General features: G+C 34.7%; 11 protein-coding genes. 7 read left to right on the top strand and 4 right to left on the bottom strand.

What is annotated here, in order from left to right; genetic code table 11:
• Positions 1-3 precede the first annotated feature (3 nt).
• Entirely contained in the window at positions 4-570 is a 567-nt protein-coding gene (locus FW780_RS02945; protein ID WP_149832125.1) for a hypothetical protein, read from the top strand.
• Between the two features lie 80 nt (positions 571-650).
• Here FW780_RS02945 and FW780_RS02940 read toward each other — a convergent pair whose 3' ends face one another.
• The 3 genes from FW780_RS02940 to FW780_RS02930 form a co-directional block, all read right to left on the bottom strand.
• Complete coding sequence (locus FW780_RS02940) at positions 651-1,280, bottom strand: response regulator transcription factor (protein ID WP_149832124.1); 630 nt, start codon at positions 1,278-1,280, stop codon at positions 651-653.
• A 2-nt stretch (positions 1,281-1,282) separates the two neighbouring features.
• Positions 1,283-3,490, bottom strand: a complete 2,208-nt coding sequence (locus tag FW780_RS02935; protein WP_149832123.1) for a tetratricopeptide repeat-containing sensor histidine kinase — start codon at positions 3,488-3,490, stop codon at positions 1,283-1,285.
• A gap of 61 nt (positions 3,491-3,551) precedes the next feature.
• The gene (locus FW780_RS02930; protein WP_149832122.1) at positions 3,552-6,020 is read right to left on the bottom strand and encodes a tetratricopeptide repeat protein; all 2,469 of its coding nucleotides are present in this window, start codon (positions 6,018-6,020) and stop codon (positions 3,552-3,554) included.
• A 1,010-nt stretch (positions 6,021-7,030) separates the two neighbouring features.
• Here FW780_RS02930 and FW780_RS02920 point away from each other — a divergent pair.
• From FW780_RS02920 to FW780_RS02895, 6 genes are all read left to right on the top strand, one after another.
• Entirely contained in the window at positions 7,031-7,591 is a 561-nt protein-coding gene (locus tag FW780_RS02920) for a hypothetical protein (RefSeq protein ID WP_149832120.1), read from the top strand.
• 184 nt (positions 7,592-7,775) lie between these two features.
• Positions 7,776-7,973, top strand: a complete 198-nt coding sequence (gene rpmI, locus FW780_RS02915; protein WP_002979658.1) for a 50S ribosomal protein L35 — start codon at positions 7,776-7,778, stop codon at positions 7,971-7,973.
• A gap of 119 nt (positions 7,974-8,092) precedes the next feature.
• Positions 8,093-8,437: a 50S ribosomal protein L20 gene (rplT, locus tag FW780_RS02910; protein WP_034694451.1), complete on the top strand. Its 345-nt coding sequence runs from the start codon at positions 8,093-8,095 to the stop codon at positions 8,435-8,437.
• Positions 8,438-8,816: 379 nt separating this feature from the next.
• Positions 8,817-9,998, top strand: a complete 1,182-nt coding sequence (locus FW780_RS02905) for a M28 family peptidase (protein WP_149832119.1) — start codon at positions 8,817-8,819, stop codon at positions 9,996-9,998.
• A 65-nt stretch (positions 9,999-10,063) separates the two neighbouring features.
• Positions 10,064-11,239, top strand: coding sequence for a M28 family peptidase (locus tag FW780_RS02900; protein ID WP_149832118.1), 1,176 nt, complete (start codon positions 10,064-10,066; stop codon positions 11,237-11,239).
• Positions 11,240-11,454: 215 nt separating this feature from the next.
• A complete protein-coding gene (locus FW780_RS02895; RefSeq protein WP_149832117.1) occupies positions 11,455-12,624 on the top strand; it encodes a M20/M25/M40 family metallo-hydrolase in 1,170 nt (389 codons plus the stop codon).
• Positions 12,625-12,694: 70 nt separating this feature from the next.
• On the opposite strand, the gene FW780_RS02890 is transcribed toward FW780_RS02895, so the two are convergent.
• Entirely contained in the window at positions 12,695-13,117 is a 423-nt protein-coding gene (locus tag FW780_RS02890) for an outer membrane protein assembly factor BamD (protein WP_149832116.1), read from the bottom strand.
• Positions 13,118-13,140 lie beyond the last annotated feature (23 nt).

The raw sequence follows: 13,140 nt of genomic DNA, 5'->3' as shown, positions 1-13,140 counted from the left end.
ACAATGAAAAAGTTAAGTTTGAGCATCCTTTTTTGCTTACTAAGTTTTATAACCTTCGCACAGTCATTGAAAGTAGTTATTAAACAAGACGGAAAAATAATTCAACCTGTAAACGACGTTTACGATCTGAAAAAATCAACTTTCCAATTTGAAATTACATCTTCCAATCTGGAAGGGTTTTTAGTGGGAGCTACTACGAATAAAGATATTTATGCAGGAGCTTTAGGCGTTTTGAACACTGAGGTTCCCTGGTTTCAGAATACAGGTATGGCGGAGGAGTTGTATAATAAAGACAAAGAAATGTTTCTGATGGATTCGGCGCCATCGTATTGGTATTATACTGATGCAAAAGATCACAGATTTGATAAAAATCCTAAAGGTAATGCAAAACAATGGACAGGTACACGTACCATTACACGCTTTTATGATATCATGGTAGATCAACCTATTGATCTAAAAGATTTTGACGGCAGAGTTTTTATATTAATGTACGCACCTGAATATAATGATGAATATGATTTAGTAGGAAAGAAAAATCTGTTCCAGGCTGCTTTGAGGTTCAAAGATTAATGAGACACACCCAATTATTTGATTATATAAAAAAGGTCTGCTTTTACGATGTAAGCAGGCCTTTTTGTTGTATGGATGTTTTATTCGATCACTAAACCGTATTCTATAGCCAGTTTAATGGCGGAACTAAGATTAGAGGTTTGAAATTTCTCAATAAGGTTTTTTCTGTGGCTTTCTACCGTGTGCGGGCTGATAAAGAGCTTTTCCGCCATTTGATTGGTGGTAAGTCCCTTTGCTGCTTCGGCTAAAATTTCTTTTTCCCTTCGTGTCAGTTTTGGGACATGATTTAATCCGTCTGTTGATTTTTTCTCCAGAACAGATCTGGTTTGCGAGCATAAAAACCGGTTGCCGGCATATACGGCAGTAATTCCTTCAAGAATTTCTGAAACTGAAGCATTTTTCTGAATATATCCCAACGCACCTTCAGCCAAAGTACTGTTAATGACAGGCAGCTCATTGTGAACACTGAGGATGATAATCTGAAGGCTGCTGTACTTTTTCTTTAAAGGTTTTATCAATTCTATACTATTGATATCTACAAGGTTGATATCAAGCAATAAAATATCAACTGCTTGTTTTGCCAAACCTACATTCATTTCTGAAACGTTTCTGAAACAATCTACAACATCTATCGTATCACTGTTTCCTAAAATATTCTTCAATCCTTCTAAAAGAAGTGGATGATCATCTGTTATGGCTACTTTTATCATTTTTAATAAATAGGAATTTGAAGTTCTATACTGGTACCAATATTTAATTCGGAGGTGATATTCATTGTTCCTTTTAAAAATTGGACTCTTAATTCTATATTATGAAAACCTGCTGTTTTTCTAACGTTTAGGTTGGTATGGTCAAAGCCTTTACCGTTGTCTTCTACCGTAAGATTTAATACATTTTCTTCTTCGCTTACCTGAACAATAATCTCAGAAGTATCAGCATGTTTTATTGCGTTATTCACCAGTTCCTGAATGATTCTATAAATAACCAGCTGCTTTTCCTGCGATATCGAATTGCTGTAATTGATAAATTCGGTATGGATCTCTAATGCACTGTTGGATATACGTGAAGCAAACTCCTGAATCGCGACTTCCAGGCCGTATTTCGTTAATAAATCCGGCATTAAATTATGCGCTACCCTTCTTAATTCTTCTACAGCGCCATCAATCTGGTCAATCGATTTTGAAATTCCTTCTTCTATATTTTCGGATTGATGAGGATCTAAATAAGACAATTGATGCTTAGTTCCAGAAAGCAATCCTCCTAATCCGTCATGAAGATCACGAGCAAGACGCCCACGCTCCTGTTCCTGTCCTTCAAGCAATGCAGTAAGTGTGGAAATTTTTGAATTTTGTTTCTCTTTTTCCATGGCTAGAGCATGCAATTCGTCTCTTTGTTTCATAGACTTAGCACGTTGTTTATAAGCATACAGTAATAAGAGAATCAGAACAATGAAAAAGATAATAAAAAAAGTGTAGTAAGTATTGATCTTTTCCTTGAAGGCCAACACCTTTTTAAAGTTATTAATGTCATTATTCTTCTGCCGGGTTTCCAGTTTTGCCAAACGAAGCTGTTGTTCTTTTTTCTCTGATTCAAGCTCTGAAAATTTCAGTCGTTCCCGCTGGTTTTCTTCCACCAGCTTTAAGTTGTTGTAGACCTGTTCACGCTGTGCCCGTAAAATGTTAATCAGTTTAATTTCCTGTGCTTTTTTGTCACTTTCCAGCTGTAGCTTAATATATTTCTGTTCCTGTCGTTCTTTATCAAACTGTGATTCTAATCTTTTGGTAATATCCAGTTTTTCCTGATCGTAAACGCTTTTGTACTTATCAACATAGCTTTTATAATACGTCAAAGCTTCTTTGTAATTCCCCTGCTCTTCACTAATTCTGGATAGAGATTCAAGAATAGATAATTCAATATTATGGTCTCTGACGGGACTTTTTCCAATTTCCATAGAGGCTTTTAGAAAATAAGATTTGGCTAAATCATAACTTTTATTCTGCAGCGCCAGTTCTGCAAGAATCCCAAACGAAGAAGCAATATGAATAGCGTCACCGGTTTCCAGACTCACTTTATTGGCGAGCTGGACGTATTGCATTGCCTTATCACTGTCAAACTCGGTATACAGATTGGCTAAATTGATGGCGGCATAAGAAAGACTGCTTCTGTTGAGCATCCTGTCTTTATTTTTGTTGAAAGTCGTAATAGCCTGCAGATAGTACTGTTCTGTTTTATTTCTCAGCTCAATATTTGATGGATTCTGAATGTATTTTTGTTCATATACATAGCCCATTCGCATGTAGGCATCAAATATCAGGTTAGGATCATTTTGTTTGGATGCCAGTAAGAGAAACTGTTTACTATACTTCTCTTCCAGCTGGTACTCATTGAGGTTGGAATAAATCGTAGACAATTCTTTGGCAACGTTCCCAAATCTTCCGTACAGTGTGGAAGTTGTTGGCGAATTTTCGTAATAGTCGATCGCTTTAAGATAAGCGGCAACGGCATCAGTTGTTTTATTATTACGGATCAGAATCCAGCCTTTTGCATAATTAAAATAGCCCTTGGCTTCATTACTATTCGTTTTTAAACTATAAGCCTTTGCCATGTCAAGACTTTTTGAGGATTCGACTGTTTTATTATCCAGCCGATAGTTCATGGCCTGTACGGAATATAAAATCGTGGCATACTTTCCATCTGTCTGCTTTGCTGCAATGGAAATATTGGTATTTAAAATCTGGTAAGACTTAGGTTTAAGGTTGTGAAAAAATAAGGCAGTCGCGTATTTGGGAGCCAGATTGAGCTGTTCTGTCGTATTGTGTGATAGATTGCTGTATTCCTTTTCTAATTTGCTTAAAACATCCTGTGCCTGGGCAAAAAACGGACAAACACTTACAACAAATATAAATAATAACCTGTACATCAAATCCTTATCTCTATTAAATTTCTTTTCATTAAGGAACGTAAATATAGGTAAATCCCTGCTAATCTATTTCAAAGCCATTCTTTTCGGCGAAAGATTTCCATTTCTGAAATTTCTTATCATTTTTGAATATAGGATCTTCACCATAGTAATACATCAAACGTTTAGCTGCATATTCGTAAGCACTGTAAGCATTGGCTTGTTCAAAATACTTAATCGCTTTCTTTAAATCTGCTTGTACTCCCATCCCGAGTTCGTAGATAATTCCATAATAAATACCTGAATAAGACTGATCATAGTCCTTCTTTAAGTACACCAAAAGATTTTTATAATCTCTTAACTGGTAATAAATTTCTGAGATTTTATCGTAATTATAGTAGTATTTTTTCTCGGCTTTCTGATAAAAATCCAAAGCTTTATCATAATCCTGCAGCACATGTTCTCCAAAATAATACAGATCTCCCAGATTGGCAAGCGCCATTCCGTCACCCAGCTCAGCGCTTTTTCCGTAAGCCTGAATCGCTTTTTTGATATTAAAAGGATACCCTGTTCCGTTGTGATACAAAGCCCCAATATTGTTCCAGGCCACAGGATGGTTTTGTTGTGCTGCTTTTTCGTAATAGGCAATTCCTTTTTGTGGATCAAACAATGGTTCAATCTCAGGATCTGTAAGTAATATTCCTATTTCTACCAGGCTATCTAAGTCGTTTTTCTGAGCAGATAACTCAAACAAACGAAGCGCTTCGTGATAATTTTGATTTTCTTTGGCATCAAAAGCCATTTTTTTAATGACTCCAACCTCCATAAACTGTTCGGAGTTTTTACCTGCCTTACTCTTCCAACGGTTATAAAAGGAAGTAAAGTATTCCAAATCTTTCCCCTGGAATGAATACCTATCCAAATAAATAGTGCCATATTCGGAAGTTTCTACCCTATGAATGCTTTTATCTTCATGCATTCTCAACATATTTTCACCCTGATACAGAAACAACAGACCTTCTTCTGTTCTGTAATTCAAAGGATTGGAAATATAATCGTACAATTGGACTGACAGACCATCCTCAAAATCGAACAATTGATACCCTTCATTTCTTTGGACCGATAAAAATCCATTTTCTACATACTGAATCTGTTTAATATCTGATTGAGGAACGATTAACCAACGCTCATTGTCAGCATCAAAAAGACCTGATCCTGCTTTGGTTTCCAGAATAAAGACATTAGTTTTAAACCCGACATTTGATTCTGCTTTTACTTTTGTAATAGATTCATTTTCTAACAGAAACTGATGCTTTAAGGTGTGATAAATCTTCCAGTTTTTATCTTTACGAACAGCAAGGGCTTCAAAATTATCTATTAAAATCAGTTGATCCGTATCGTCTATGATAAGATTGCCTTTTTCATCTATTAACCTGCCTTTTTTGTCAAATTTATTTGGCTTAATCCAGAAACAGGTACTTGTTTTTAAGATACTTCCTTCCAGAAAATCCCCTAGATAGTTTCCCTCTTTCGTATAATATCTACATTTGCCGGTTCCTTTTTGTTTGGTAAAAAACAGTTCAGGAAAATAATCGTACTCATAAGGATTTTCGCTTTCAACAGGAATAATCAGTCTGTTTTCATCGTTGTAAACTCCAAATCTTCCGTCTGTTTCTACGCCCAGAAATCCATAGGCTATTCTTTCAATTGCATCATAATCAGCAGGAACCAACCAGGAATTTGAATAGATTTTTAAAATACCCGACTTTCCATTCACTTTTACTTCGCCTAAAGGTTCCTGCGAAAAATCGAACACATCAAAAGCATCTTCATACACCGGAGGAATCCATTCTTTCCCATCACTTTGCAGATAACCAAACAAATTACCTTTTTGAATCACTGATATGCCGTAATTATAGTCTGCTTCAAAAATATCATCATAAATGGCGGGAGCCAAAATAATCCCTTTTGCATCCTTCAGACCGAATTTTCCGTCTTCCTCAAATATAAAAGAGGCGGCTTTTTTATAAGCAAGTTCCTCAAAATAACCCAACCCGTAATTAATCCAGTCGGTTTGTAAAATTTCAAGAAATGAGGAATATCCTGTTTGCGAGAACAAGGAATCTAACAACGAAAGATTTTGAGTCTCTACAGCCTTTTTATACAGCTTACTTTTCTGCTGAATTTCCACCAGCCATTCCTTTGCCTGTACCTTATGCTTCTCTTCATTCATATTGAAAACATCTGTTGCATTCAATACAAAAGAATCGTAAGGCAGAGCTTCCAGGAATTCAAACATTTTATTGACAGGTTCGTAGTAAGCTTTTTTGTAATGCAATTGATAGGTATCTGCCAGCAAATTGAAAAAATAACGCAACTGAACAATCCCCTGATTTTTATCCGAGAAAAACTCTACTCCTTCTACTTTGATATCTTCCGCCAGCAGAGGATACAGCAATAATGGAATTTCGTAGTTCCATTCTCCTAGATAAGTATCAAATGTCTGATTCGATTTTTGATCGTAATTGTATAAATAAATCCTATGTGCCATTCGTTGTATTTTATCCCGCCGGAAAGCATTAAAACATTCCTGGTTACAATGATTTTATTGAAATTAAAGATTTTGAAGTCGTATTTTTCTGTTTCTTCTGCAAAATGACTTTTAATTTTGCCAGGTTAAACAATAATCCGGCCAAGATCGGCTATTACTTTTACAGCTTCTCCTTCACTCAATTTTATTTGGCTAGTGTTTTTACCCATACTTTTTTAGTGGTTGTTCGAAATAAGAATTTATCTTCTAATTGGGCGTGAAAAAGAAAGCTATAAAAGTTATAAATTAATGTTTATCTAAGGGAAAGACTATTAACAGTATAAATCAAAATCATGAATTTTTAACCGTTTTATCTTTAGTAAATTTTTGAATCAAAGATAAAACTAGGGATGTTACAAAAATATCCCTGATACCAGTGGTTTTTTAATTTTTTGCATCTCCTCAGAAAACTCCTTAAAACACATAGTTTTCAGCCTATTCAAATAATATCACACAAAAATAAAATGCAGCTAAAGCGACTCCGATAGTTCCGGAGATGAGAAATAAGAGAATATAATAACGTCCCCTCTTATTTTTCTTTCTTATCGAATTCATTATAAAAGTAATGAGCGTACATAAAAATCCTGTTCCGAAAAACAAGATCAAAACAACAAGAAACAACGCTCTTTCCAGATGTAAGTCTGCAGATGATAACATATTTTTAAATTAAGAAATAAAATTAGAGAGATTTGAAAAACACTACAATCCCGATTATCAGCTATATTTCTACTTTTAAAAAATCATTTATCTGTCATTATATATTACCAATTTTTCAACCATAATTAAATTACATTATTTCTTTATAAAAACGCAATCTGTCTTAATGTGTTTACTTCACAAAAATACACTAAAAAGTGTTTTAAATAAAACCTACAAAACCCATTAATAATAGGATAAATCAAAATAATAAAATCATTAATTAGTGATTTAAATAATAAAATTATTATATTTGTCCCGTTAAAAAATAACCTATGAAATTAAAATTAATGACTTTTTTAAGTCTTTCGGTGCTATTGGCATCTTGTACTCAGGATGAGAATCGCGACGAAACAATGCCAACGGAAAAACAAGTTGCTGTAAACGTAAATAAAGATTCACGTCTGGGCCTTACACAAGTTAATCTTATAAAGGAAGTATATCATCCTTCAGTATTAAATGCGGGAGAAGCAATCACCTTAGAGAATAATGGCAGTAAGTATCAGCTCATCATGCAGCATGATCATAACCTTGTTTTATATAGGACGGTAGCCGGTCACACCACTGCATTATGGAAATCAGACAGTTACAGAACAGATCTAAGCACTCCTTCTGTGCTTGTTGCACAAAACGATGGGAATATGGTCATTTACAACAATGGCATTCCTCTTTGGAATACAAATAAATCTGTTAATTTTCATGTAAATGATCCACATATGAAGCTTCAACTCTTTTCAAGAACGGGAGCGGCTATTCCTTCAGGGTTTAGAATGAAGTTTGTTCTGTCAGGAAATAATCAGAATCTAAATGATGTCTTTCAGGTAGATTTTTACTAAGAAACTGGAATTATCATAGTAACCGTCTCTTTTCAGAGGCGGTTTTTTATTTCAAATACGATAAAATCATAGATTATAAAAGTTCGGATTGATTTTTTTTGTATCTTTGCACACTATTATTCCTAATGTCTTTAGGAGTAACCAAAACAGATATTGATAACAAAAACAATAAAAAAGCAGAACAATGCCAAAATTAAAAACGAAATCAGGTGCTAAGAAACGTTTTGCTCTTACCGGATCTGGTAAGATCAAAAGAAAAAACGCTTACAAAAGCCACATCTTAACTAAGAAAGAAACTAAGCAGAAGAGAAATCTTACTACTACTTCTTACGTAGCTAAAGTGGATGAGAAAAGCGTACAACGTCAATTAGCAATTAAGTAGTTTTTATAAATCTATATTCGGTTTATAAGAATTCAAAACAAATTCAACATTTTAACCCTGGAACGGTGCAAATAAGAGTAACATCAGTTACCGCCCTTTTCAAAAAAACAATTTAAATTATGCCAAGATCAGTAAATGCCGTAGCTTCAAGAGCTCGCAGAAAGAAAATTTTTAAGCAAGCTAAAGGTTTTTTCGGTAGAAGAAAGAACGTTTGGACTGTAGCTAAAAACGCGGTAGAAAAAGCAATGCAATATGCTTACCGTGGTAGAAAAGAGAAAAAGAGAAACTTCAGAGCCCTTTGGATCACTCGTATTAACGCGGGAACTAGAGAGCATGGAATGTCTTACTCTCAATTTATGGGAGCTCTTAAAAAGAACAACATCGAACTTAACAGAAAAGTTTTAGCAGATTTAGCAATGAATCACCCTGAAGCTTTCAAAGCTGTTGTAGATCAAGTAAAATAATGTAGAATAGATTTTGTTATCAATATAAGTCCCGGGATTTCCCGGGATTTTTTTGTTTTATACTTTTAATTTTCGTGTGTTTTCAGGTTGAAATCCCGTTTCAGCTTCTCCGGATTTCAGGACCATTTGAGATATCATTAGTAATATTTGCCGGATTGGATAACGAAATATTAAATTTTAAACATAAAACATCTTAAACAATAGAAAAATATAAACTAAAATAACTCATTGAGTGAACGATAGCCTAACATAATAATAAACTGAATAAAAAGTTATATTATTATTAAAAAATCAAGCAATTTCGTCAAAATGGATTTAATTATTAATAATAAATAATGATTTATTGCTATATTTACAATCTCTAAATAAAATATTGAAAATGAAAAAAGCTGCAGTTTTTTTGCTTACTTCCATTGCACTGCAAAATATGGGTGCGCAGAGTTTTATTCAGGCTTATAAAAACCGTGCTGATATGGTCACCCAGGCCAATATCAATACCAACCTTCAGGAATTTGCCGGCTTTGGAATAAAAAAAACAGGTACAACAGCTAATAATAATGCGCTGGACTGGCTTAAAAATAAATATCTTTCTTATGGATATACAGCCAATGATTTTTCTGAAGATGCTTTCACCTATGGAGGTAATTCGTCAAAAAACCTGATTATCACAAAAACCGGCACTTTGTACCCCAATAAATATGTTATTATCTGCGGGCATTACGACACCATCGTAGGACCTGGTGTAAGTGATAATGGCAGTGGAACTTCTATTATCCTTGAAGCGGCAAGAATTCTCAAAGACATTCCTACTGAGTATTCTATCAAGTTTATTCATTTTTCAGGAGAAGAACAAGGTTTGGTGGGAAGTAACCATTATGTAAACAATGTAGCTTATCAGGGAAGCACAAAGGTTCTGGATATAAAACTTGTTTTAAATATTGACCAGGTAGGAGGTCTTATAGGAAATAATAACAACACGATCACCTGTGAAAGAGATACTGGAGGAATGTCCTCCAATAACACAGCCTCTAACACTATGACACAGGAGTTGATGACATGTACCACTCTTTACTCTCCTCTTCAGACAAATCTTTCTTATGCTTACAGCTCAGATTATATGCCTTTTGAAGCTAAAGGATATACAATTACCGGATTTTATGAATATCTGAGAAGTGAAAATGAACATACGGTAAGTGATACCTATGCCAATATTGATCCTGTATACGTCTTCAATGTAGGAAAAGCAGCTGTGGGAGCATTACAGCATTTTGCTGTTGCCACTACATCGAATAATCTTTTAAGCACCCATGAAGCTGCAACACAAAAGTCGTCAGAAGAAATCAGAATTTATCCTAATCCTGCAAAAGATTTTGTAACCATAGAGTTTCAGCAAAAAGTAAAGCAATTCAAAATTGAGGTCAACGACATGGCAGGAAATACTGTTTTAACTCTTGAAAATCAGGAGAAAATAAATACTACAGGCTTAAAAAACGGAGTATATACTTTTACCATCAAGACCGATAAGGGAAATACAACAAAAAAAATAATCATTAATAAATAATGTAAGGCTTGAAATATTGATGAATACAAGACCTTATCAGTATTTCATGTATTACAATCATAAAAATGAAGAAAATCGCTACTTTTTTACTGGCTTCCATCGCCATACAAAGTCTTGGGGCTCAAAGTTTCATTCAGGCTTATCAGGACAGGGCGAATATGGTAACCCAGACCAATATTACGACTTACCTTCAGGAGTTTGCCAATTTAGGAGTCAAAAAAACGGGTACAACAGCAAACAACAATGCTCTTGAGTGGCTTAAAACCAAGTATGTTTCCTATGGATATACAGCCAGCCAGATCACGGAAGATCCTTTTACTTCAGGAAGTTATAATTCTAAAAATCTGGTGATTACAAAAACCGGAACCGTTTATCCTAATAAATATGTGATCATCTGCGGTCATTTTGACAGTATTACCGGTTTGGGAGTTAATGATAACGGAAGCGGAACTTCTATTATTCTTGAAGCTGCAAGGATTTTAAAGGATGTTCCAACTGAATATTCTATAAAATTCATTCATTTTTCCGGAGAAGAACAGGGCCTTTTGGGAAGCAGCCACTATGCCAATACGGTAGCATATCAGGGAAGTAACCGTGTTTTGGATATAAAGCTGGTCTTTAACCTGGATCAGGTGGGCGGTGTAATGGGCAATAACAATAATACGGTTTACTGTGACCAGGATCTTGGAGGACTTACCTCAAACAACGCCGCTTCTGCAACGGTGACTCAGGAACTGAGAAACTGTACAGCACTCTACTCTCCTCTTCTAACTGCTGTAGATCCGGCTGAAGATACAGATTACATCCCTTTTGAGCAGAAAGGTGAAGTGATCACAGGATTCTTTGAAAGAATCAGAAGTACATATCCCCATACAGTAAATGATACTTTTGCTAATACAGATCCCGTGTACATTTACAATATAGGAAAAGCATCTGTAGGGGCACTTCAGCATTTCGCGGTTGCTACAGGTACACTGGGGACTCATGAAGCTGTAGCAAAAAACACATTGGAAACGGTAAAAATTTACCCAAATCCTGTAAAGGATATCATCAATATTGAACTTCCTGATCCCGGAATTAAGAATTTCACTTTTGAAATTACTGATTTCCAGGGAAGATCTATTTTCAAGAGAACCAACGAAACAAAAATCAACGCTTCGGGATTGGAAAATGGTGCCTATCTTGGGATTTTAAAGGCCGGAGATCAGACTGTAGTAAGAAAAGTGATGATTGAAAGATAGTTCAGATTATATATCATTAAATTATAGAAACCTTTGAAGAAATTCAGAGGTTTTTATTTTTCCGGCAACACCAATATTAAAGCATTTGCAAATGATCTACACTTTTCGATGTGAAATATATTGATAACATAGTAAAAATTTCATTTTATTTTAAAACATTAAACACTTCATTGTGATTTATTCACTACATTAGTATTACCAAAATAATATTATATATGAAAAAATTTACAACAGTTGTATGCACTGCATTGATGATGCAGAGTATCGGGGCTCAAAGTTTTATCCAGGCTTATAAAGACAGAGCGGATATGGTCACTCAAGCCAATATCACTACAAATCTTCAGGAGTTTAGTAATTTAGGTGTTAAAACTACGGGCTCAGTAGCAAACACCAATACAATGAATTGGATCAAAAACAAGTATATTTCTTATGGTTATACTGTCAGTCAGATAGAAGAAAGTCCTTTTACTTTTGGAAGCACCAGCTCAAAAAATTTAATCATTACCAAAACAGGAACACTCTATCCTAACAAATATGTAATTATTTGTGGGCATTATGATACTATTTATGGCCCTGGAGTGAATGATAATGGCAGTGGAACCTCTATTATTCTTGAAGCCGCAAGAATCCTGAAAAATGTTCCGACTGAATATTCTATAAAATTCATCCATTTTTCCGGTGAAGAACAGGGATTAAAAGGAAGTAGCCATTATGTGAACAATGTAGTGTATCAGGGAGGTGTACGCAAATTGGATATAAAACTTGTCTTTAATCTTGATCAGGTAGGCGGTGTGAAAGGAAATAATAACACAACCGTATATTGTGATGAAGATCAGGGAGGAATTTCCAGTAATAATGCAGCTTCTGCAGCGGTAACTCAGCAGTTGAGAAATTGCACAGCACTCTACTCTCCTCTTCTGACTGCTGTAGATCCCGCAGAAGATACCGATTATATTCCTTTTGAACAGAAAGGTGAAGTGATTACCGGCTTTTTTGAAAGGATAAGAAGTACCTATCCTCACAGCTCTAAGGATACTTTCACCAATATGGATCCTGTCTATGTATATAAAATTGGAAAAGCAACTGTGGGGGCATTACAACATTTTGCAACGGCTTCTACTACTATGAGTAAACCCGCTTCTAAAAGCTCATTGGAAAGCGTAAAAATCTATCCTAACCCAGCCAGTAATATCCTCAATATTGAATTACCGGATGCTAAAGAAAGTAATTTCAGTTTTGAACTCAGCAATTCTATGGGAAGGTCAATGCTGAAAGTAAATAATGAAAGAAAAGTTGATGTTTCAGGTCTTCAAAACGGAGTATATGTCGGGGTTTTGAAAATAGGTGAAGAAACTCTTGTGAAGAATATTATGATTGAAAGATAAAAATCATTTTTAGATATAAAAAACGGAGCAGAAACTATTTTCTGCTCTGTTTTTATAAAGGTATCTCTTTTTACTTTAAACAGTTGTTTTGTAATGCTAATTCTTTAATTTTAGAAATTATCTCTTTATCAGTAACAAATCCATCTCTGATATCTGTTAATAACTCTTCCAGAGTTACTTTATAAAGATCTGCCTCATTATTTGATAAGAAATCTATTATCTCTGCCAAAGCATTATCAAAATCTTTAAGTGAGCAATAGGATAAATATTTCATCATAGAAGCAAGTTCATTGCGTTCATCTTTCTGTAACAATTTATCAGCGATATCAATTGCCCAATTATACTCTTCTAAGCGAAACCAACAATCTGCCATGAATAACAATCTATAATTTTCAGACCTTGGAGATAATCCATTTAAATCATTCAAAATAGTAATGGCTGGCATATATTGTCCTTTTTCCATTAAATCCTTAGCTTTCTGTAGTGGAGTCATGAGTTAAGAGATTGGCTTATCTT

Origin of the sequence: Chryseobacterium sediminis (assembly GCF_008386505.1) — a bacterium.
Lineage (GTDB): Bacteria > Bacteroidota > Bacteroidia > Flavobacteriales > Weeksellaceae > Chryseobacterium > Chryseobacterium sediminis.
This window is presented reverse-complemented; position numbering and strand designations above follow the sequence as displayed.

Bases quoted from the DNA above. Each gene is read 5' to 3' on its own strand.
- FW780_RS02945 (WP_149832125.1), top strand. From the start codon at position 4: ATGAAAAAGTTAAGTTTGAGCATCCTTTTTTGCTTACTAAGTTTTATA.
- FW780_RS02940 (WP_149832124.1), bottom strand. From the start codon at position 1,280: ATGATAAAAGTAGCCATAACAGATGATCATCCACTTCTTTTAGAAGGA.
- FW780_RS02935 (WP_149832123.1), bottom strand. From the start codon at position 3,490: ATGTACAGGTTATTATTTATATTTGTTGTAAGTGTTTGTCCGTTTTTT.
- FW780_RS02930 (WP_149832122.1), bottom strand. From the start codon at position 6,020: ATGGCACATAGGATTTATTTATACAATTACGATCAAAAATCGAATCAG.
- FW780_RS02920 (WP_149832120.1), top strand. From the start codon at position 7,031: ATGAAATTAAAATTAATGACTTTTTTAAGTCTTTCGGTGCTATTGGCA.
- rpmI (WP_002979658.1), top strand. From the start codon at position 7,776: ATGCCAAAATTAAAAACGAAATCAGGTGCTAAGAAACGTTTTGCTCTT.
- rplT (WP_034694451.1), top strand. From the start codon at position 8,093: ATGCCAAGATCAGTAAATGCCGTAGCTTCAAGAGCTCGCAGAAAGAAA.
- FW780_RS02905 (WP_149832119.1), top strand. From the start codon at position 8,817: ATGAAAAAAGCTGCAGTTTTTTTGCTTACTTCCATTGCACTGCAAAAT.
- FW780_RS02900 (WP_149832118.1), top strand. From the start codon at position 10,064: ATGAAGAAAATCGCTACTTTTTTACTGGCTTCCATCGCCATACAAAGT.
- FW780_RS02895 (WP_149832117.1), top strand. From the start codon at position 11,455: ATGAAAAAATTTACAACAGTTGTATGCACTGCATTGATGATGCAGAGT.
- FW780_RS02890 (WP_149832116.1), bottom strand. From the start codon at position 13,117: ATGACTCCACTACAGAAAGCTAAGGATTTAATGGAAAAAGGACAATAT.